We start from the raw sequence: 19,266 nt of genomic DNA, 5'->3' as shown, positions 1-19,266 counted from the left end.
CCGTTTGTCTGCCCGGCGGCAAACGCGCCGTTTGTCTGCCCGTTGCCCGCCCCGAAAATCCGCTACCATCGACCGATCCTGCCGCCCCGTCCGGCGCCGCCTCACAGTTCGGTCATCGATGAACATCCGGTTTCTTGAAACCTTCGTCTGGCTCGCGAAGCTGGAAAACTTCCGGCTCACGGCCGAAAAGCTGCACACGACGCAGGCCGCCGTATCGAGCCGCATCGCCTCGCTCGAGGAAGCGTTCGACGTGCGCCTGTTCGACCGCAACACGCGCTCGGCCACGCTGACGCCCGCGGGCCGCCGCATGCTCGCGTACGCAGAGCGGATCGTGCGGCTCGACGGCGAAATGCGTCGCGACATCGATGCGGCGAGCGACGCGGGCCTGATCCGGATCGGCGTGATCGAATCGATCGTGCACAGCTGGTTTCCGGCGCTGATGGCACAACTGCGCGAGCGCTATCCGCGCCTCGACGTCGAGATCACGAGCGACACGACGCTGCACCTGATCCGTCTGCTCAGCACCGACGGCGTCGACCTGATCCTGCAGACCGACGCCGTGCCGGGCCCCGACTTCACGAACCTGCCGCTGTGCGAATTCCCGGTGCGCTGGGCCGCGAGCCCGCGCCTCGGGCTCGGCGGCCAGCCGCTCGACGTCACGCGACTGGCCGGGTTTCCGATCATCAGTTTCTCGCGCCATTCGGGGCCGCACGCGACGATCGAGCGGCTGTTCGCGGCAGTCGAGCGGCCGGCCAGCATCAACTGCATCACGTCGGTCGCCGCGATGATCCGCCTCGTCGCCGACGGCTTCGGCGTGGCCGCGCTGCCGCCCGCGATCATCGGGCGCGAGCTGCAGGAAGGCACGCTCGAACTGCTCGACGTCGAACCCGAATTCCCCGCGTTGCCGCTCGTCGCGACGTACCGCAGCCAGGGTTTGCCGGTGGCCGCGCGCATCGCGGAACTCGCGAGCGAAGTCGCACGCGCGATGGCCGCCGCCAGTCACGCAAAACCGGCCGCGCCCGAACGCATCGATGCAACGCCCGCACGCAAGGCGCCGCGGACCAAGACGAAAACGCAGGCAAAAGCGCCGCGCACGACCAAGGCCGAGCCGCCTGCCGCCCCCGCCGCAAAACGCCGCTCGCGCCGCTCATAAGAAAACCTGTTCACCGCGAATTTGTTTTCTTGTTGGACGGGCGCAGCCCGGCTTCGGGAAACTGCGGTTCCTGACACCCCCGTCACGAGGAACCCCGCGATGACCCGCCTTTCCCTTCCGCACGGCCAGCTTTGCGTCTGGACGGATATCGACCGCGCGCACGAAGCCGATTTCAACGCGTGGTACGACCGCGAGCACATGCAGGAGCGTGTCGCGATTCCCGGCTTCACGCATGCGCGGCGCTTTCGCGCGACCGACGGCGGCCCGCGCAAGTACCTCGCGCTGTACGTGACGGACGCGCTCGACGTGTTCCGCGGCGATGCGTACCGGCGCGCGTTCACGCAGCAGACCGCGTGGTCGCTCGCCAACTTCGAACGCATGACGGGCACGCAGCGGCGCGTCGGCGAACTGACGATCGAGGCCGGCGACGGCGAAGGCGCGCATCTCGCGCTGTTCGTGCTTCCGCCGGACCGCATCGACGTGCCGCGCTTGCGCGAACGCTTCGACGACGCACTGCACGAACCGCATATCCACGCCGCACGACTCTTCCGCACTACGCCCGACCTGTCCGCGCCGATCGGCGCCGATGCGGCCGCGCGCCCGGCTGCCGATGCGCTCGTGCTGATCGAAGGCAGCGACGCCGCCGTGACGCGTCGCGTGGCCACCGCGCTCGCCGGGCACGACGACGTGCGCACGTTCGACCTGCTGTGGCGCGCCGCTGCACCGCTGCAGGTTGCGCACCGCGCCGCCGAAGACGAACCGGCCGCCGCTGCCGCATTGCCTGCCTGAACCCTGAACGCCGCCCGCCTGCGCTCGCCGTACCGCACCCGCGCGCGGCCGGCACGCCGGCCCGGCGCTTACTCCCGTCATCCGTCACGACCTGCCCGATACCATGAGCACTCTCGCCCAGCCCGCCGCCCGCGCGCCCCGCCGCGTCCGCACCAGCCGACTCGCGACCGCGAGCATGATCGGCACGTCGCTCGAGTGGTACGACTTCACGATCTACAACACGCTCGCCGCGCTCGTTTTCAATCATCTGTTCTTCCCGTCGGTCGACCCGCTGGCCGGCACGATCCTCGCGTTCTCGACCTATGCGGTCGGCTACGTGTCGCGCCCGCTCGGCGGTTTCGTGTTCGGCAACCTCGGCGACCGCATCGGCCGCCGCGCGGTGCTGATGCTCACGCTCGTGCTGATGGGTGTGACGACCGCGTCGATGGGCGCGCTGCCGACCTATGCGCAAGCCGGCATCCTGAGCCCGATCCTGCTCGTCGCGCTGCGCTTCGTGCAGGGCGTCGCGCTTGGCGGCGAATGGGCCGGCGCGGTGCTGCTGTCGGTCGAGCATGGCGACCAGAAACGGCGCGGGCTGTCCGCGTCGTGGACGCAGATCGGCCCGTCGTTCGGCACGCTGCTCGGCACCGGGTGCATCGCGCTCGTGACGCTGTCGACCACGTCCGACAACTTCCTGTCGTGGGGCTGGCGCGTGCCGTTCGCGGCCAGCGCGCTGCTCGTCGTGTTCGGTTTCTGGCTGCGACGCGGCGTCGACGAAACGCCGCAGTTCGAGCAACTCGCCGAGTCGCACGCGACCGCCGAAGTGCCCGTCGCCGACGTGCTGAAGCATCACTGGAAGCGCCTGCTGATCGCGGGCGGCTCGCGGATCGGCTCGGATGTGCTGTATGCGCTGATCGTCGTGTTCACGCTCACCTACGTGACGACCGTGCTGCACCTGTCGCGCCCCGTCGCACTGACGGCCGTGATGATCGGCACGGCCTGCAACGCGCTCGCGGTGCCGTTCTTCGGCGCGCTGTCGGACCGCTTCGGCCGCCGGCCCGTATATCTCGCCGGCGCAGTTGCCGGCATCGTGTGGGCGTTCGTGTTCTTCGCGATGCTCGATTCGGCGCGCCCGGGTGCGATCGTCGCGGCGGTTGCGATCGGCCTCGTGATCCATGCGGTGATGTACGGCCCGCAGGGCGCGTTCGTGACCGAGCAGTTCCCGACCCGCGTGCGCTATGCCGGCTCGTCGCTCGCGTACACGCTCGCGGGCATCGTCGGCGGCGGCTTCGCGCCGCTCGTGATCGCCGCGCTGTTCCGGCAGACGGGCACGACGACAGCCGTGTCGCTGTACGTCACCGCCGCGCTCGTCGTCACGTCGATCGCGCTGCTCGCCGCGCGCGAAACCGCGCACCGGCCGCTCGAGGATTGAGCGCCGCCGCCAGCCGATTCCTCTCTTCGCACTTCAAACGGATCTCCGCATGCCAACCCTGTCGTTCAACGTGATTTCCCTGCAAGGCACGCCGGCCGCCGTCGACGTCGACATCCAGCGCGTCGTGATTGCCGGCTGGGCCGGCCGCGACCCGGCTGCGATCCAGGCGCATATCGACGAACTCGCGGCACTCGGCGTCGCGCCGCCGTCGACCACGCCGTGCTTCTACCGCGTGTCGTCCGCGCTGCTCACGCAGGCGCCGTCGATCGGCGTGCTCGGCGCGCGTTCGGGCGGCGAAATCGAATGCGTGCTGGTCGACAGCCCGGCCGGCACGCTGATCACGGTCGGGTCCGATCATACGGATCGCGAAGTCGAAGCGTATGGTGTCGCGGTGTCGAAACAGGTATGCGCGAAGCCGCTCGGCCGCGACGCGTGGCTTTACGCGGAAGTAGCGGATCACTGGGATGCGATCGAGATGCGTGCTTGGCTGATTTCGCGCGATGGCGAACGGTCGGCATATCAGCACGGCGCGGTCAGCGGCCTGCTTGTGCCCGAGGTGCTGTGGCAGCGTTTCGACGACCGCCGCACGATGCCCGCGCGCTGCGCGATGTATGGCGGCACGGTCGCCGTGCATGGCGCGATCGCGGCGATGGGCGACGGCGATGTGTTCGAGATGGAACTGCACGATCCGGTGCTCGGGCGCAGCCTTCGGCACCGGTATGCGGTCGAGGTGCTGCCGGTCGTGGCGTAACGGGCAGCAGGAAACCGCACGGGACGCGGGCGCGGCGGCTTTCGGTCGGCGCGCCTGTTCTACCGGTATGATTCGAAGCAGTGGTAATCCGGAAAATTGAATTGCGAGTTGCCGCAGTACAGTACGCCGGCCAGGTTGGTGCACCCGCTCAACGTGAACATGATTGCCCCCGCAACCGACACTTTCCATCCGAAATACCCCATCGCGCCCCCCGTTTTCGCCGTCTCGGCATTGACCGACATGATGCGCATCGGACATGCGCGGGTATGTGGAGAATTGTTGTTCCGCGAGTGCGGTGGTTCGCCGTGACGCGTTTCGGGCGCAGCCCGTGACCGGCCGCGGCTCATTTGAGACACCCCAGCCCCGCCAGCGTCGCCTCCACTGCCGTATCGAGCGGCGTCACCGGCTCGCGGCCGAGCACTGCGGTCAGCCGCGTGTTGTCGAGCCGGATCGGCTCGCGCCACAGGTAGCGCATCTCGAGCAATTCGCGCAGCGTCGTGACGAACGGCGCCGCGGCCCACACGAACCACCAGGGGAACTTGCGCACCGTCGGCCGCAGCCCGTGCCGCTGAGCGACGCGGCGCACGGCCTCCGCCATCTGCGAGCCATCCTCGTCCCAATGCCCGCCGAGGTGAAAGCGCGCGAACGGTTCCAGCGTGTCGCGCCGCTCGATCAGCTCGACCATCGAGCGCGCGGCGTCCGGCACGTACGACCATTGATGCCCGATGCCGTCCCGCCCCGGTACGCTGATGGCCGCAACCGGCTGCCCGGCCTTGACGAACCCCGCCGCAAACCAGCTGTTGCCGGTGAGCTTCGGCCCGAAGAAATCGCCGGCACGCACGATGATCGTGCGAACGCCCTGCCCGGCCGCATCCTGCAGCCGGCGCTCCAGCTCGACGCGAATCGCGCCCTTGCGCGTCGACGGATGCTGCGGCGCATCTTCGACCAGCACCGGAAACGCGTCGGCGCCGTAGTTGTAGACGGTGCCCGGCAGCACGACGGTGGCCCGCTCCGCCTTCGCCGCCGCGATCGTGTTGTCGATCATCGGCAGCACCTGCCCGGCCCAGTTCCGGTAGCCCGGCGGATTCACCGCATGCACGATCACGCTGCAGCCGCGCGCGGCGCGGACGACCGCATCGCGATCCATCGCGTCGCCGCGCATCCAGGCAATGCCGTCGCGCTCCACGACCTCGGCGTCGAGCCCGCGCTTCAGCCCGCGCACCTTCCAGCCCGCATCGCGCAACTGCCGCGCGACTTCCCCGCCGATCCCGCCGCTCGCGCCGAGCACGAGTGCCTGTCGTTGCGTCCCGCCTGCGTGGGTCGTCATTGCCGCTCTCCTTGAATGAACCGTGATGACACGCATTCTGGCGCGCCGACGGCTAACAAGGAATTGCCGAATCCGATGGATCAGCTATACATTTATGTATGACCACCGATCTGAACTGGGAACGCTACCGGACCTTCCTCGCCGTGCTGACGGAAGGCTCGCTGTCCGGTGCGGCGCGCGCGCTCGGCATTACGCAGCCCACCGCCGGCCGCCACGTCGCGGCGCTCGAAGGCGCGTTCGGCCAGACGCTGTTCACGCGCTCGCCGTCGGGCCTGCTGCCGACCGAGGCGGCGCTTGCGCTGCGCGGCCACGCGGAAGCGCTGCGCAGCGCGGCCGCCGCGTTCGAGCGTGCGGCCGCGAGCCACGGCGCGGGCGTGCGCGGCATCGTGCGGATCTCGGCGAGCGACGTGATCGCCGTCGAGGTGCTGCCGCCGATGCTCGCGCAGTTGCGGCGCGACCATCCGGGGCTCGTCATCGAGCTGGTGCCGACCGACCGCATCCAGGATGTGCTGAAGCGCGAGGCCGACATCGCGGTCCGGATGGCGCCACCCTCGCAGGACGCGCTCGTCGCGCGGCGCGTCGGCGAAATCGAGGTCGGGCTGTATGCCCGCGACGACTATCTCGCGCACCACGGGGCGCCCGCGACGACCGACGCACTCGCGCATCACGCGCTGATCGGCTTCGATACGGTCACGCCGTTCATCCGCTCGGCGGGGCGCGGGATGCCGTCATGGAAGCGCGAAGCGTTCGCGCTGCGCACCGACAGCAACCTCGCGCAACTCGCGATGATCCGCGCCGGCTTCGGGATCGGCTTCTGCCAGAGCGGGCTCGCGAAACGCGACGCCCGGCTCGTGCGCGTGCTGCCTGACCGGCTCTCAATGCAGCTGGAAACCTGGGTCGTGATGCACGAGGACCTGCGGACGAGCCCGCGCTGCCGCGCGGTGTTCGATGCGCTGGCCGAAGGGCTGCGTGCGTATGTGAGCGGCGAAGCCGTCGAATAGCCGGTTCGCGACGGCCTGCGTGACCTGGACGAAGCGCGCGAGCGGCGCTATTCGTAGATTTTTCCGGCGAACAGGATGTCCGCCATACGCCGCCACGGATTGTCAGGCACGTCGTAGAAGCGCAGCCCTTCCTCCGACGCTTCGGCCCAGTCGACCATCGCGTCCAGGTACTCGCCGATCGAGTGGTTTTCCCAGCCAAGCGCGGCGCGGGAGTACGGCGACGGCGGCACGTCGGCCTCGAGCTGCCGCTCCTTGTTCCAGTCATGGCCGAGCACGCGCAGGAAGTGGATCAGCGAGCGCTCGTCGACCACGCGCTCCAGCGCATCCTGCAGTTTTGCGGCCATCTGGCGTTGCAGTTCGTCGTTCATTTTTAAGTTCCTTCGCGCGCCTCTCAGGTACGCGCCGCCGCGTGTCGTGCGGCCCGGTTTTACATCAGCAATTGCCGCGATAGCACCTCGCGCGCCTGCGTGACGGCTTCGCGTTCGCCCGGCATCGGCGGGGTCAGCGAAAACACCGCGTCGGGCAGCGGCGGCAACCGGAATTTCGCGCCGAGCCGCATCATGCCCTCGCCGATCGCCGACGCGCACAGGCAGCCCACACCGAGCCCCGCCGCCAGCATCGATTGCAACCCGGCCACCCCCGACGCGCTGTGCACGAGCCGGTACGGCATGTGCTGCTCGTCGAGCGAGCGCACCGCGACCTGATGCATCATGCAGTCGTCCGGCAGCAGCACGAGCGGCAGCGGCTCGGGCAATTGCTCGGCGAGCGCGGGCGATGCGACCCACGACAGCGGCTCGCGACGCAACACCCAGCGCGTATCGGCCGACGCCGGGCGGAAAGGCCCGCTCGACAGGTTCATCACCACGCCGAGATCGACCTGCCCGCGCGCGTGCGCCGTTTCGATCTCCGCGCTCTTCATCGCGCTGACGTGCAGGCTCAGTTGCGGGTAGCACTCCCGCAGCCGCGCGAGCAGGCCCGCGACTTCGTTGGTCCGGTAGTAATCGGTGATCGCGACGCGCAGCTCGCCCTTGATTGCCTGCCCGCGCACTTCGTCGAACGCGGCCTCGTTCAGCGCCACGATGCGCCGCGCGTGCTGCAGCAGCCGCGTGCCGGCCGGCGTCGGCTCGACCCCACGCTTGCTGCGCACGAACAGCGGCACGCCGGCGCGCGATTCGAGCTTGCGCACCTGCTCGCTGACCGTCGACTGCGACAGGTGCAGCAGCGGCGCGGCGGCCGTCAGGCTGCCGGCATCCGCAACCGCCGCGAAAGTGCGCAACTGATCCAGGTCGAAACCGCGCATCGCCATCCTCTATCCATCGAATAACCCGATGAATGCTACCACCAATTCCCGCTTTTCCGATTCATTGCCACCACCCAGAATGGGGGTCAATCGCCCGCCCACGGCGGAACCGGCGCACCAGGCGTCGCGTCCTGCGTGAATGTGGCACCCATTCCTTCGGACTTGCTTCCATGACGAACGACACCCTTGCTCCCTGCGCGCCGGCCGGCACGGCCGCCGCGGCGACGCCGCGCAGCCACCATGGCTGGGCGCTGGTGGTCCTGCTGGTTGGCGCGATTTTGCCGCCGCTCGACTACTTCATTGTGAATCTCGCCTTACCGGCCATCCGCGACGGCATCGGCGCGCGCCCGGCCGAGCTGCAGCTCGTCGTGTCGGCGTACGCGTGCGCGAACGCGGTCGTGCAGATCACCGGCGGACGGCTCGGCGACCTGTACGGCCGCAAGCGCATGTTCATGATCGGGATGGCCGGCTTCGTCGTCGCGTCGACACTGTGCGGGCTTGCCGGCAGCGGCGCGGTGCTGGTCGGCGGCCGCGTGCTGCAGGGCCTGTTCGCCGCGATTCTCGCGCCGCAGGTGCTCGCGACGATCCGCAGCGTGTTCAGCCCGCAGGAGCAGGTGCGCGTGATGGGCTTCTACGGTTTCGTGTTCGGCCTCGCGGCCGTGATCGGCCAACTCGGCGGCGGTGCGCTGATCAGCCTGCATCCGTTCGGGCTCGGCTGGCGCGCGATCTTCCTCGTCAACCTGCCGATCGGCATCCTGGCGCTGATCGGCAGCTGGCGCTTCATCCCGGAAAGCCGGCCGCCGCGCGGCCAGCGCATCGACGTGCCGGGCATGGCCCTGCTGTCGCTGTTCCTGCTGATGCTCGTCTACCCGCTCACGCACGGGCGCGAGGCCGGCTGGCCGCTGTGGATGGTCGCGTGCCTCGTCGGCGCGCTGCCGATACTCGGCGCGCTGCTGGCGGTCGAGGCGCGCCGCCTCGCGAGCGGCCACGATCCGCTGCTCGACGTGCGCCTGCTCCGTCACCCCGTCGTCGCGCTCGGGCTCATGCTGGCGTTCCTGTTCTATACGCTGAGCGCGTTCTTCCTGAGCTACGGGATCTACCTGCAGGGCTGCCTGAACTGGTCGCCGCTCGCGTCGGGGCTCGCGATCCTGCCGCTCGGGCTCGGCTTCCTGTCGAGCCCGCTGCTGATGCCGCGACTCGTCGAACGGTTCGGCGGCTATCGCGTGCTCACGCTCGGTTTCGCGATGCTCGCCGCCGGCGTCGCGACGGCCGCCGCGCTGGCCGGTGCAGCCGCGTCGGGCGCCGGCTTCTACGCAGGGATCGCGGCGATCGGGATCGGCCAGGGCCTCGTGCTGCCGTCGGTCGTGCGGATCGTGCTCGCGGAAGTCGATACTGCGCGCGCGGGCTTGGCATCCGGCATGGTCACCGCGATGCTGCAGATCGGCGCGGCCGTCGGCGCGGCCACGCTCGGCGGCATGTTCTTCGCCCGGCTCGGCGCGCATCCGGCCGCGCTCGATTATGTGCAGGGCTTCAGGACGTCGATGTTCGCGCTGACGGCCGTGTTGCTCGTGTGCGTCGCGCTGTCGGCCATGCTCGGGCCGCTGCATCGGCGGCTGCACGCAGGCACGTAAGCGGGACGGGAATCGCGGCGCAGGCAGGGTCCGACGCGCAAACGGTGCAGATGCGGCCGCTCGCCCGCACCCGGCTCACGCGTGATGCTTGCGCTGCGCCTGGCGCGCTTCCCATTCGGCCAGTTCGACGCGATAGCGCGCGAGTGCTTCGTCGTAGAGATCGAAGACACACGGCGAACAGCCGCTGTTGCAGCAGTCTTCCAGTTCGGGTTGGATGGGCGGGGTCGGACGCGGATCGTCGACGGGCGATTCCGGAGAGGCAGTGTTGGGCACGGCGAAAATCGAATGAAGAGACGCGTTCAGTATACGCGGAGCCGCACGGCATGCGGGCCGCGCGGGCCGCGCCATGCTGCGTCATATTCCCAGTATCGTCACCTGGTCGTGGCGAATCCGCACCTCGCGCGTCCATGCGTCGATTTCGGCGATGACCTCTGCAAGCTCGGCGCAGCTCGCGTCCAGACGGTCGACGAATGCCTGCCGCGAATCGTGGAACACGAAGCCGAGCCGGTCGAGTGCCGCCGTACGCCGCGCGGCGTCGCCAAGCAATCTGCGCGTGTCGTCCAGTTCGTCGATGATCCGAAGCCAGTCCGGCATACCGATGCCGTTGAACGCGTAATGATCGTAGTCCGGGATCTGTCGCTCGCTTGCCGCTTCGAACAGGCCGAAGACTTCCTCCCTGAAAAACAGCGAGCCCTCGTTCCAGCACTTGCGCGCATACGGCCCGCCCATGAGCTCGATGTAGGCGGTGTCCTCGATTTCTGCAAGATCCCTGATGATCCGGATATCGTCCATGAGGTGTCGTCGTTACCGCCGTGGCGTCGCTCACGCTTCACCGGGCGCTGATCCATAATGGCGCGATTGTCGGTGAACCCGGCGACGCTGTCGATGTCTCGCTTCCATTGCATTTCCGGCCGGCGCTCGGCCTTGCTCCATCGCGACGCCCGCCGCCAAACCTGCCGCCGCATCCGCCTCATCGCCCCACAGGAGCCGCACGATGGCTGAAGCAGTGAACCCACCGGAAGTCTGGGCGCCGTTCGGCGCGTTCTCGATGGCCGTGATCCAGGGCGACGGCCGGATCGTGCATCTGAAGGGACAGGTCGCGCTCGACCGCGACGGGCAGGTTGTCGGCCACGGCGACATGCGCGCCCAGGTACGCCAGACGCTCGACAACATCCGCGACGTACTGGCCGCGATGGGTGGACAGATGCAGGACGTGATCTCGCTCGTGCACTACGCGACCGACATCGACGCGTTCATGCAGGCGGGCGATATCCGCAAGCGGTATTTCGCCGAGCCCTATCCCGTGACGACGACCGTTCAGGTCGAGCGTCTCTACCATCCCGACCTGCTGATCGAGATCACGGCCGTCGCCGAGATTCCGCTTGCGCGGTTTCGTCGGCCCGCCTCGCGCGCATGAAGCTCGGCAGCCCCGTACAGAAGCGCGCGCCGGCCGCGGCATTCCCGACCGGTGCGCGTGCTCGCCTCCCACGCAATTACTTCGCCTGCGCGCCCGGTTTCACGGCACCCTGCTTGTCCGCCAGCGGCTGCCATGCGGCGCCGAGCGAATACCAGTCGACGCGGCGCGTGAGCGTCATGATGCCGGCGAGGATCGCGAACAGCAGCAGCGAACCGAGCATCAGCGCATTGTCTTCCGACAGCAGCAGCCCGTAGAGCGCCGCGTACAGCATCGCGAGCAGCGCCGTGAACGTCGCGCCGCGCTTCACGCTGTGCAGCACGAACGACAGGTAGAAGCCGAGCAGTCCGATGCATGCGGCGCTCGCCGCGAGATACGCATAGCCGAACGCGATGTGCTCGGACAGGCTCAGCAGCAGCAGGAAGAACAGCGCGAGCGACAGGCCGACCAGCGTGTACTGGATCGGGTGAATGCGCAGCCGCTTCACGAGCTCGTACATGAAGAAGCTCGCGAACGTGAGCATCACGAACAGTGCACCGTACTTCGTCGCGCGCTCCGCCTGCAGATAGACGTTCACGGGTTCGATCAACGACACCGACGCCATCTCGATCTCGTCACCGCCGTTGCCGGACGCCACCTGCTCGCGCGCCTTCGTGTTGAACGACGTCACGTGCCAGTTGCTCGTGAAGCCGTGCGCATCGATCGTGCGCTCCGCCGGCAGGAACTCGCCGCCGAAGCTCGGATGCGGCCATGTCGACTTCAACGAAAAGTCGTTCTGGTCACCCACCGGTGCAAACGCGACGGATTCCGCACCCGCCAGCGGCAGGCCAATGCTGAACGGCACGACCGCCGCCCCTGCGTTTGCGTCCAGCAACGCCGCGAGATCGACGTTCGCGTGCACGCCCTGGCGCAGGCTGTCGAGCCGCGTGCCCTGCTCCACATCGAGCGGCTTGCCGCCGATGCGCAGGTCGGGTTGCGCCTTCAGCCCGCGAAGATCGCCGATGCCGAGCGCGACATACGCGCCGTCGATCTTGAAGCTCACGTGGCCGTCGGCCTGCGGCAGCTTCTTCACGTCAGGCAGCGGCAGCGTGCCCGTCATCCGGCTGTCGAGCCCGTACACCAGCGCCTTGTGGATGCCGCGATAGCGCACGCTGACCGACAGCGTGCCGTCGACGCTCAGCGTCTTCGGAAACACGAGCAGGCGTTTCGTCTCGCTCCTCAGGCTCGTCTTCGCCTTGCCGCCGGCCGGCGAGTCGTCGCGCACGCGCGTGACTTCCGTGTAACGCACGACGAGCACCGGCCCCGTCACCGACTGCGGGCCCGCGTAGCTCGCCCAGATGCTCTGCAGCGCACTCTGCCGATAGTCGGCGCGTTCCCGCACGATGCTCTGGACCATCTGCAGCGGGATCAGGATCGCCAGCGCGAGAAACGCGGTGATCACGGACTTGAACAACAGGACTCGATTCATTGCTGACGGATACCGAAGTGGAAGGTGCGGTCAGCATGAGCGGCCCCGGTGAAGGGCGATTGAAGCCGGTGTGAAGCGAATGTGTGGCGAACGTGAAGCGCGCTCAGCCGGCCGCCGGCAGCGTGAGCGTCGCGCACGCTCCGCCTTCGTCACGGTTCGCGAGCGCGACCTGGCCGCGGTGCAGCATCGCGACTTCGCGGACGAAGCACAGCCCGAGGCCCGTGCTGCGATCCTGCCCGTCGGGGCGCGGCAGCGAATAGAAGCGCTCGAACACGCGCGCGAGCGCGTAGTCGGGCACGCCGGGGCCGTCGTCGTCGACGCGCACGACAGCGACGTGCGCTCTGCCCACCGGCTGCCGTTCGAGCGCGATCCGGATCGTGCTGCCTTGCGGCGCGAAATCCAGCGCGTTGTCGAGCAGGTTGCCGAGCGCCTGGCGCAGCAGGAACGGATCGCCTTCGACGATGGCAGGATCGACCGCATCGTTCGCGTCGATCCGCAGGCTCACGCCGCGCTGCCGCGCGCGCGGTTCGAGATCGTCGACGAGCTGTTCGAGCACCGGCCGCAACGCGACCGGTTCGTGCACCGACAGGCGCTGCTTCTGCTCGACCTCGGCCAGCGCGAGCAGCTTGCGGATCATCTGTTCGAGGCGGCCGGCCTGGCGACGGATGTTCTCGGTGAAGCGCCGGCGGTTCGCGACCGGCATGTCTTCCTGAAGCAGTTCGGCCGCGCCGCTGATCGCGGCCAGCGGGCTCTTCATCTCGTGCGTGAGCGTGTGGATGTAGGTTTCGACGTACTGCCGGTCCTCCAGCCGCTGATGCATGCTCTCCACCGCGCGCCCGAGCTCGGCCAGTTCGTTCGCGCCCTGCAGCGGCATCGCCGCGCGCTCGCCGGCCGCGATCGCACGCGCATAGCGCTGCAGGCGCCGCAGCCCGAGCACCAGCCACCACGTGCACGCCACGCCGATCAGGATCGCGCCGCCCATCAGCAACGCGCCGTACAGCATGATCTTGCGCTGGCTGCGCGCGATGAACGGCGCGACCGTCTGGTTCGGCTTCGCGATCGTCAGCACGCCGATGATCTCGTTGCCGCGCCGGATCGGCGCCGCGACGTGCATCACGGTACTGCTGTCGTCGTTCGGATCGCTGCGCGTGCTGCGCGCGCCGTATTCGCCGCGCAGCGTCCGGTACACGTCGTTCCAGCGCGAATAGTCCTGGCCGACCGCGCTGCCGGACGAGTCGTAGCGCACGATGCCGTGCGCGTCGGTGATGTAGAGGCGGTAGCCGATCGCGTTCTTCTGGATGCCCCATACGTTCGCGCTGACCGGACGCTCGCGCAGTTTTCCGAGCTGACGTGCGAACGCGCCGTCGGCGATATGCCCGTGCGCCATGTCGTCGGCGGCCAGCGTCGCGAGTACCTGCGCGGTATCGACGAGCGTGTCCTCCATCGCCTCGCGCACGCCGGGCTTCACCTCCTGCACGAATACGCGCAGCGTGATCAGCGCAGCGAGACCGACGATCAGGAAGAAACCGAAGAAGATGCGCAGGCCGATATGCATGGGCGGTGCCGGTCGTTACGGTTGCAGCGAATAACCCATTCCGCGATGCGTACGGATCGGGTCGCGCTCGGGATCGATCGCGCGCAGCTTGGCGCGCAATGTCTTGACGTGCGTGTCGACCGTGCGGTCGGCCGAATCGAATGCCTCGTGCCACACGAGGTCCATCAGCTGTTCGCGCGAATAGATGCGCCCCGGATGCCGGACCAGCAGCGCCAGCAGGCCGAATTCGTAGCGCGTGAGATCCAGCGCGTGGCCGTGCCACGATACGCGCGCGCCGTCGGTGTCTAGCGTGAAACCCGGTGCGATCGTTTCGGCCGGCGATGCCGCCGGCGCAGGTGCAGGCGCCGGTCCCGGCGCGGCCGTGCGGTAGAAGCGGCGCAGGATCACACGCACCCGCGCCGCCAGCTCGCGCGGCGAGAACGGCTTGACCACGTAGTCGTCGGCGCCGATTTCGAGCCCGACGATCCGGTCGATCTCGTCGTGCCGCGCGGTCAGGAAGATCACCGGAATGTCGGTGAACGTGCGCAGCCGCCGGCACACCTCGAAGCCGCTGAGGTCCGGCAGGCCGACGTCGAGCACCACGAGATCGAAACGCGTGTCGCGCAGGTGGTCGAGCGCCGCCTGCCCGAGCGTGCAGTGGACGGTTTGCATGCCGTCGGTGCCGAGGGCGTAGACGATCGTGTCCGCGATCGCCATTTCATCTTCGACGATCAGGATATTGGGCTGATTCATGGTCTCGGGTTCGGGTCGCACAATCCGGTGCGACATTGTACGCACGGCAGGACCCGGCCAGCCCCTCCCCGGCGCGTTACGCGACGCGGCCGTTCACCGGAATCGACGCGCCGGTGATCGCCTGCGCGTCGGCCGACAGCAGGAACCCGATCGTCGCCGCGATCTGTTCCGGCCGCACCCAGCGCGAGAAATCGGCATCGGGCATGTCCGCGCGGTTCGGCGGCGTGTCGATGATGCTCGGCAGGATCGCGTTCACCGTCACGCCGCGGTCGAGCAGTTCGGCTGCCAGCGCCTCGGTGAGCCGCGCGACGCCGGCCTTCGCGGCCGCATACGCGCCCATGCCCGCGCCGGCCTTGAACGCCGCGCCCGCGCCGATATTGACGACGCGGCCGGCCGGGCTCGCCAGCAGGTACGGCAGCGCGGCCTTCGACGCGTTCAGAGCGGTCTTCACGTTCAGGTCGTACATGCGGTCCCACGTGGCCGCATCGCCGTCGGCGATCGTCTGCCATACGAATGCGCCGGCGATGTTCAGCAGTGCGTCGACCCGGCCGAACGCGCGGTTGACCGATTCGAGCGCCTGCACCGCGGCCTGCGGGTCGACGAGATCGATGCCGCCGACGCGCAGCGCGTCGGCCGGCACGCCGGGCAGCGCCTGTGCATCGGGCGCCGCGCCGCGGCCGATCAGCGCGACGCGTGCGCCGCGCTCGCCGAGCCATGCGGCCGTCGCGACGCCCAGATGGCCGAATCCGCCGGTGATCGCGACTGCCTTGCCTTTCAGATCGTGTTCCATCGATGAGTTCTCCTGGATCGAGGGTAGTTTGACGAAGTTGCGACAGCGTAGCGCCGTTCACGCATCCGTGCGCACGGCGACGAGGCTGAAGCGACGCAATTCGTTCGTCGTTTCGCGCCGGTTGCCCGGCCGCCAGCCCGGCGGCAGCATCACGAAACGGATCGCGGCCCACCCGTCGCGGGCCGTCACGACGTCGCGAGCCAGGCTCGCCCGGCGCTCGAGCGCGACGACGAACGAGTTGCGCAAACACGTCGGCGGACGACCGCGCCATGCAGCGCCCGGCAAGCGCGGACGCGGGCGGCCGGGCATAATGCGCGAGGCCCGTCCGGCGCGGCGCGCGCGCCCCGACTCGAATCCTGAATCCCGACCCGTCAATTCCATGCAAGTAATCGTCGTAGGAACCGGCAAGCTCGCCAACGAACTGCTCAATGCGCACAAGCTCGACCCGGCGACCTGTCGCGTGATGCCCTGGTCGGACAGCATGCAAGACGACGCAACGCGTAGCGACGCCCGACATAGCGACGCCCGATCGATCGTCGTGCACGCCGGTTCCGGCCGCGAACTTCCCGCCGCGATCGCGTTCTGCCGGGCCACCGCGTCGCCGCTCGTCGAGTTGTCCACCGGCTCCGACCTCGAAACCGCATCGCATGACTTCCCGGTCGTGCTCTGCCCGAACACCAACATCCTGATGCTCAAGTTCATGAGCATGCTGGAAACGAGCGGCCACCTGTTCCGCGATTGCGAGATCAGCCTGGCGGAATCGCATCAGGCCGGCAAGACTTCCGTCCCCGGTACGGCCGTCGGCATCGGCCAATCGCTCGGCGTACCGCCGGAGGACATCCGCTCCGTGCGCGACCCGGACGTGCAGCGCAGCGAATTCGGCATCCCCGACGATCAGCTCGGCCGCCATGCGGTGCACCGGATCCGCATCGACGACGGCGCATGCAGCCTGCAGTTCGAATCGCGCGTGGTCGGCGCGGCGCCCTATGCGGATGGCGTATCGCGCATCGTCGAAGCCGTCCGGCAGCACGATCTCGAGAACCGCCGCTATTCGATCGTCGAATTCATCCGCAACGGCTGGCTGTAATCGAGACGGCGTGCGGGCCGGCGACGGCGCGGCTCGCCACGACGCGCGCCACGACATGCCGGCCACACCGTTACCGCAACGGCTGCTCGCGCCGGTTCGCGTCCTCCGTTACGCGTCCCCCAGCACCGCCCCGCTCTCCGGCAAGGTCGCGCCGCCGTCGACGACGATCGTCTGCCCCGTGATGTACGCCGCGTCGGCCGATGCGAGAAACAGCATCGCGTTCGCGATGTCCTCCGGCTCGCCCATCCGCGCGAGCGGAATGTCGCGCGCGATCTGCGCCGCGACCGACGCGCCGCCGAGATTGCCGGCCGCCGGCGTGCGGATCATCCCCGGCTCGACGCCGTTGACCGTCACGTTGCGGCGCGCGAGTTCCAGTGCCGCCGCGCGAATGAAGCCGTTCACGCCGGCCTTCGACGCCGCGTAATGCGCGAGCCCCGGATAGACGACGCGCGGCCCCGTCACCGACGACGTGACGAGCAGCCGCCCGGCCCCCGCGCGCTCGAATGCCGGCAACGCGGCCTGCGCGAGCCAGAACAGCGCCGACAGGTTGACCGACAGCGTTCGCTCGAGCGTCGGCTCGTCGATCTGCGCAAACGGCGTCAGCGGAAAATACGCGGCGTTATGAACGACGACGTCGAGCCGGCCGCCGTCGCGCTCGACGGCCGCGACGAGCGCGCCCAGTTCGTCGCGGCTGGCTGCGTCGACCCGGTACGCGCGCGCAGCGCCGCCCGCACTGGCCAGCGCGTCGGCCTGCGCGGCGGCCGCGTCGCCGTTCAGGTCGGCCACGGCGACGAACGCATCGGACTCCGCGAAACGACGCGCGATCGCCGCGCCGATCCCCTGTGCGGCACCCGTGACGAGCACGACACGCCCGCTGAAATCCGCACGCAGGCGGCCGCTGCCCGGCACGGCATTCATCGCTGCGCCTCGCCGCCGAGCGGATGCACGGTTTCGTTCAGCACCTGCGCGTAGGCGCCGATCTGGAAGTTCGACAGCGACCCGAAATCGCCGCCCTTGTAGCCGAAGATCTTGCCGTCGGTCTTGCGCTGCGCAAGGTCGATCAGGACGACGCCCAGCGTCGGCACCACCTTTTCGCTCCACACGAACAGATACAGTTCATCGGCGATCCTGAAGTAATGACAGCGGTCGACATCGGCCAGCCCGCCCTCGACACCCTGCAGGCACTGCCACGCATAGAAATTCTCGTTCAGGTAGATGTGCTCGTAGCATTCGGTCGGGCTGTAGCGGTACATCGTCCGCTTGCCGATCAGCTCGCGCGTGGGCGCATGCAGCGGCCCCGGCTGCGCGTGGCCGCCGAGCGTGCCGTGCCGGAATTCCGCATCGACGGCCGTCAGCGGCAAGCCGCGCGCGACGCGCGTGAATGCGTCGATGCGCGTGTCGGCTTCGGTCGGCAGCACGCCGACGACCGACGTCCACACGCCATGATCGAGATCGATCACGAGACTGACCGACGTCGCGCGGGCAGCCGTGTCGATATAGTCGACAAAGTACAGCCCGTCGCGCAGCCGCGTCACGCGGCACGGCTCGCGACCGCCCGTGTCGGTCGCCGCATCGCGCCACCGCAGCGCGCCCGGCTCGAACGAATAGACGCGCCATGCGCCCGATGCGTCGCCGAGCGCCAGCGTGCGCCCGGCCAGTGCGTCGACCGACGCGAGGATGTTCGCTTCCGGCGCGAAGCCGTCTGCCAGCGCGCCAACCTGAATGAATACCGGATCCTGTCGTTCCACCTGCCGTCTCCCGCGCAGCTTCAGGCCCGGCGGGCCATGTACGCTGCAGATGTGCACATGGTGCGGGCTGCGCGCGCCGCGCGGTATCCGCCAAAAGGATGAAGGGCGCGTGGCAACGGAACGCGCTAAAGTGCACGTGATCCGCGCCGCAACCGGCGCGAGGAGCGCACATGCACCGTGTCACCCACTACCGACGCACCGGCGAAGGCATCGAGGCGATCAGCCTCGAATCCGACCGCGCGTTTCCGCGCCACGCGCACGACGAATTCGGGGTCGGCGTGATCGTCAGCGGCGCGCACCGGTCCTGGAGCGGCCGCGGGCAGGTCGACGCGCTGGCCGGCGACGCGATCATGGTCAACCCGGGCGAAATGCACGACGGTTCGCCGATCGATGCCGGCACGGGCCGGCGCTGGCGGATGCTGTACCTCGCACCCGCGCTGGTCGCGGGCGTCGCGGCGGAAGAAGGCCTCGCCGGTGTCGAGCTGGCGCACCCGGCCGTGCGCGACGCACGGCTCGCCGCCGCCGTCGGCCGGCTGCATGCCCGCATCGTCGCGGGGGAATCCCGTCCGCTCGCCCGCGACGAGGCGCTCGTGATGCTCGTCGCCGGGTTGCTCGCACGGCATGCGAACCGCGCGCTGCCGGCGTCCGGCGTCGCACCGGCGATCCGTGTCGCCCGGGAGCGGCTCGACGCGGCGCCGGCCGCACCCGTTTCGCTCGCCGAGCTGGCCGGCCTCAGCGGCGTGAGCCGCTTCCAGCTGCTGCGCGGTTTTGCGCGCGAGCTCGGCATTACGCCGCATGCGTACCTGATCCAGTCGCGCGCCCGGCTGGCGCGTGCGCTGCTCGCCAGCGGAATGCCGATCGCGGACGCCGCGGCCGAAGCCGGTTTTGCCGACCAGAGCCACCTGACGCGCGCGTTCGCGCGCCAGTTCGGGATCACGCCGGGGCGGTTTACGCAGGCGGTTTGACGCGTCTGCTGCCGGCGCATGAGCATCCGCGGGCACCGCATCGCAGTCGATGGTCGTTGGCACTACTGCCGCAACCGTTCCCCATACGGCCAGCGCACGCACCGCATTCAACGCCCCCGCCCCGCTGCAATTTCGTTCAAGACG

At 69.0% G+C, this 19,266-nt stretch carries 21 protein-coding genes; 9 read left to right on the top strand and 12 right to left on the bottom strand.

The window, feature by feature from the left end; all coding sequences use genetic code 11:
* Nucleotides 1-118: 118 nt before the first annotated feature.
* The 4 genes from AC5LXX_RS20805 (at nt 119) to AC5LXX_RS20790 (ending at nt 4,104) form a co-directional block, all read left to right on the top strand.
* Nucleotides 119-1,153, top strand: coding sequence for a LysR family transcriptional regulator (locus AC5LXX_RS20805; protein ID WP_493412932.1), 1,035 nt, complete (start codon nt 119-121; stop codon nt 1,151-1,153).
* Nucleotides 1,154-1,252: 99 nt separating this feature from the next.
* A complete protein-coding gene (locus AC5LXX_RS20800; RefSeq protein WP_493412931.1) occupies nt 1,253-1,942 on the top strand; it encodes a hypothetical protein in 690 nt (229 codons plus the stop codon).
* 91 nt (nt 1,943-2,033) lie between these two features.
* Entirely contained in the window at nt 2,034-3,353 is a 1,320-nt protein-coding gene (locus AC5LXX_RS20795; protein ID WP_493413394.1) for an MFS transporter, read from the top strand.
* A 49-nt stretch (nt 3,354-3,402) separates the two neighbouring features.
* Nucleotides 3,403-4,104 carry a DUF2848 domain-containing protein gene (locus AC5LXX_RS20790; RefSeq protein ID WP_493412930.1) on the top strand — a complete coding sequence of 234 codons (702 nt, stop codon included), beginning with the start codon at nt 3,403-3,405 and terminating at the stop codon, nt 4,102-4,104.
* A gap of 343 nt (nt 4,105-4,447) precedes the next feature.
* On the opposite strand, the gene AC5LXX_RS20785 is transcribed toward AC5LXX_RS20790, so the two are convergent.
* A complete protein-coding gene (locus AC5LXX_RS20785; protein WP_493412929.1) occupies nt 4,448-5,431 on the bottom strand; it encodes an NAD-dependent epimerase/dehydratase family protein in 984 nt (327 codons plus the stop codon).
* A 98-nt stretch (nt 5,432-5,529) separates the two neighbouring features.
* On the opposite strand from AC5LXX_RS20785, the gene AC5LXX_RS20780 reads away from it, so the two are divergent.
* Nucleotides 5,530-6,432, top strand: a complete 903-nt coding sequence (locus AC5LXX_RS20780; RefSeq protein WP_493412928.1) for a LysR family transcriptional regulator — start codon at nt 5,530-5,532, stop codon at nt 6,430-6,432.
* A 47-nt stretch (nt 6,433-6,479) separates the two neighbouring features.
* Here the strand turns inward: AC5LXX_RS20780 and AC5LXX_RS20775 are convergent, their stop codons facing one another.
* Together AC5LXX_RS20775 and AC5LXX_RS20770 are read right to left on the bottom strand one after the other, a co-directional pair.
* Nucleotides 6,480-6,800 (bottom strand): DUF7660 family protein, encoded by a 321-nt coding sequence (locus AC5LXX_RS20775; protein WP_089448070.1) that lies wholly within the window; start codon nt 6,798-6,800, stop codon nt 6,480-6,482.
* 59 nt (nt 6,801-6,859) lie between these two features.
* Nucleotides 6,860-7,732, bottom strand: a complete 873-nt coding sequence (locus tag AC5LXX_RS20770; protein WP_493413393.1) for a LysR family transcriptional regulator — start codon at nt 7,730-7,732, stop codon at nt 6,860-6,862.
* A 170-nt stretch (nt 7,733-7,902) separates the two neighbouring features.
* Between AC5LXX_RS20770 and AC5LXX_RS20765 the strand changes: the two genes are divergently transcribed.
* On the top strand, nt 7,903-9,363 hold the full coding sequence (locus tag AC5LXX_RS20765; RefSeq protein ID WP_493412927.1) for an MFS transporter: 1,461 nt from the start codon (nt 7,903-7,905) through the stop codon (nt 9,361-9,363).
* Nucleotides 9,364-9,438: 75 nt separating this feature from the next.
* On the opposite strand, the gene AC5LXX_RS20760 is transcribed toward AC5LXX_RS20765, so the two are convergent.
* A complete protein-coding gene (locus tag AC5LXX_RS20760) occupies nt 9,439-9,636 on the bottom strand; it encodes an oxidoreductase-like domain-containing protein (RefSeq protein WP_493412926.1) in 198 nt (65 codons plus the stop codon).
* An 81-nt stretch (nt 9,637-9,717) separates the two neighbouring features.
* Nucleotides 9,718-10,155, bottom strand: coding sequence for a hypothetical protein (locus AC5LXX_RS20755; protein WP_493412925.1), 438 nt, complete (start codon nt 10,153-10,155; stop codon nt 9,718-9,720).
* A 202-nt stretch (nt 10,156-10,357) separates the two neighbouring features.
* Here AC5LXX_RS20755 and AC5LXX_RS20750 point away from each other — a divergent pair, with 202 nt between their 5' ends.
* Entirely contained in the window at nt 10,358-10,780 is a 423-nt protein-coding gene (locus AC5LXX_RS20750; RefSeq protein WP_493412924.1) for a RidA family protein, read from the top strand.
* A 76-nt stretch (nt 10,781-10,856) separates the two neighbouring features.
* Here AC5LXX_RS20750 and creD read toward each other — a convergent pair whose 3' ends face one another.
* From creD to AC5LXX_RS20725, 5 genes are all read right to left on the bottom strand, one after another.
* Nucleotides 10,857-12,245, bottom strand: coding sequence for a cell envelope integrity protein CreD (gene creD, locus AC5LXX_RS20745; protein ID WP_493412923.1), 1,389 nt, complete (start codon nt 12,243-12,245; stop codon nt 10,857-10,859).
* Between the two features lie 103 nt (nt 12,246-12,348).
* Nucleotides 12,349-13,800: a two-component system sensor histidine kinase CreC gene (gene creC, locus AC5LXX_RS20740; RefSeq protein ID WP_493412922.1), complete on the bottom strand. Its 1,452-nt coding sequence runs from the start codon at nt 13,798-13,800 to the stop codon at nt 12,349-12,351.
* 15 nt (nt 13,801-13,815) lie between these two features.
* Nucleotides 13,816-14,532: a two-component system response regulator CreB gene (creB, locus tag AC5LXX_RS20735; RefSeq protein ID WP_493412921.1), complete on the bottom strand. Its 717-nt coding sequence runs from the start codon at nt 14,530-14,532 to the stop codon at nt 13,816-13,818.
* A 76-nt stretch (nt 14,533-14,608) separates the two neighbouring features.
* The gene (locus AC5LXX_RS20730) at nt 14,609-15,322 is read right to left on the bottom strand and encodes an SDR family NAD(P)-dependent oxidoreductase (protein WP_493412920.1); all 714 of its coding nucleotides are present in this window, start codon (nt 15,320-15,322) and stop codon (nt 14,609-14,611) included.
* Between the two features lie 57 nt (nt 15,323-15,379).
* A complete protein-coding gene (locus AC5LXX_RS20725; protein ID WP_493412919.1) occupies nt 15,380-15,568 on the bottom strand; it encodes a hypothetical protein in 189 nt (62 codons plus the stop codon).
* 133 nt (nt 15,569-15,701) lie between these two features.
* Here AC5LXX_RS20725 and AC5LXX_RS20720 point away from each other — a divergent pair, with 133 nt between their 5' ends.
* Nucleotides 15,702-16,409 carry a dihydrodipicolinate reductase gene (locus AC5LXX_RS20720; RefSeq protein ID WP_493412918.1) on the top strand — a complete coding sequence of 236 codons (708 nt, stop codon included), beginning with the start codon at nt 15,702-15,704 and terminating at the stop codon, nt 16,407-16,409.
* 108 nt (nt 16,410-16,517) lie between these two features.
* Here AC5LXX_RS20720 and AC5LXX_RS20715 read toward each other — a convergent pair whose 3' ends face one another.
* Nucleotides 16,518-17,327 carry an SDR family oxidoreductase gene (locus AC5LXX_RS20715; protein ID WP_493412917.1) on the bottom strand — a complete coding sequence of 270 codons (810 nt, stop codon included), beginning with the start codon at nt 17,325-17,327 and terminating at the stop codon, nt 16,518-16,520.
* Nucleotides 17,324-18,157, bottom strand: coding sequence for a molybdenum cofactor biosynthesis F family protein (locus AC5LXX_RS20710; RefSeq protein ID WP_493412916.1), 834 nt, complete (start codon nt 18,155-18,157; stop codon nt 17,324-17,326). The genes AC5LXX_RS20715 and AC5LXX_RS20710 overlap by 4 nt, the downstream gene beginning before the upstream one ends.
* 170 nt (nt 18,158-18,327) lie before the next feature.
* On the opposite strand from AC5LXX_RS20710, the gene AC5LXX_RS20705 reads away from it, so the two are divergent.
* Nucleotides 18,328-19,122, top strand: a complete 795-nt coding sequence (locus tag AC5LXX_RS20705) for an AraC family transcriptional regulator (RefSeq protein ID WP_493412915.1) — start codon at nt 18,328-18,330, stop codon at nt 19,120-19,122.
* The last annotated feature ends 144 nt before the right edge of the window (nt 19,123-19,266 follow it).

The sequence above is a fragment of the Burkholderia torrens genome, assembly GCF_984668525.1.
Note: the sequence above shows the minus strand (reverse complement) of the source record. Positions and strands in the feature narration are given on the sequence as shown.

What these genes read in the sequence shown, in the direction of transcription:
- AC5LXX_RS20805 (WP_493412932.1), top strand. Translation starts at nt 119, where the DNA reads ATGAACATCCGGTTTCTTGAAACCTTCGTCTGGCTCGCGAAGCTGGAA.
- AC5LXX_RS20800 (WP_493412931.1), top strand. Translation starts at nt 1,253, where the DNA reads ATGACCCGCCTTTCCCTTCCGCACGGCCAGCTTTGCGTCTGGACGGAT.
- AC5LXX_RS20790 (WP_493412930.1), top strand. Translation starts at nt 3,403, where the DNA reads ATGCCAACCCTGTCGTTCAACGTGATTTCCCTGCAAGGCACGCCGGCC.
- AC5LXX_RS20785 (WP_493412929.1), bottom strand. Translation starts at nt 5,431, where the DNA reads ATGACGACCCACGCAGGCGGGACGCAACGACAGGCACTCGTGCTCGGC.
- AC5LXX_RS20780 (WP_493412928.1), top strand. Translation starts at nt 5,530, where the DNA reads ATGACCACCGATCTGAACTGGGAACGCTACCGGACCTTCCTCGCCGTG.
- AC5LXX_RS20775 (WP_089448070.1), bottom strand. Translation starts at nt 6,800, where the DNA reads ATGAACGACGAACTGCAACGCCAGATGGCCGCAAAACTGCAGGATGCG.
- AC5LXX_RS20770 (WP_493413393.1), bottom strand. Translation starts at nt 7,732, where the DNA reads ATGCGCGGTTTCGACCTGGATCAGTTGCGCACTTTCGCGGCGGTTGCG.
- AC5LXX_RS20765 (WP_493412927.1), top strand. Translation starts at nt 7,903, where the DNA reads ATGACGAACGACACCCTTGCTCCCTGCGCGCCGGCCGGCACGGCCGCC.
- AC5LXX_RS20755 (WP_493412925.1), bottom strand. Translation starts at nt 10,155, where the DNA reads ATGGACGATATCCGGATCATCAGGGATCTTGCAGAAATCGAGGACACC.
- AC5LXX_RS20750 (WP_493412924.1), top strand. Translation starts at nt 10,358, where the DNA reads ATGGCTGAAGCAGTGAACCCACCGGAAGTCTGGGCGCCGTTCGGCGCG.
- creD (WP_493412923.1), bottom strand. Translation starts at nt 12,245, where the DNA reads ATGAATCGAGTCCTGTTGTTCAAGTCCGTGATCACCGCGTTTCTCGCG.
- creC (WP_493412922.1), bottom strand. Translation starts at nt 13,800, where the DNA reads ATGCATATCGGCCTGCGCATCTTCTTCGGTTTCTTCCTGATCGTCGGT.
- creB (WP_493412921.1), bottom strand. Translation starts at nt 14,532, where the DNA reads ATGAATCAGCCCAATATCCTGATCGTCGAAGATGAAATGGCGATCGCG.
- AC5LXX_RS20730 (WP_493412920.1), bottom strand. Translation starts at nt 15,322, where the DNA reads ATGGAACACGATCTGAAAGGCAAGGCAGTCGCGATCACCGGCGGATTC.
- AC5LXX_RS20720 (WP_493412918.1), top strand. Translation starts at nt 15,702, where the DNA reads ATGCAAGTAATCGTCGTAGGAACCGGCAAGCTCGCCAACGAACTGCTC.
- AC5LXX_RS20715 (WP_493412917.1), bottom strand. Translation starts at nt 17,327, where the DNA reads ATGAATGCCGTGCCGGGCAGCGGCCGCCTGCGTGCGGATTTCAGCGGG.
- AC5LXX_RS20705 (WP_493412915.1), top strand. Translation starts at nt 18,328, where the DNA reads ATGCACCGTGTCACCCACTACCGACGCACCGGCGAAGGCATCGAGGCG.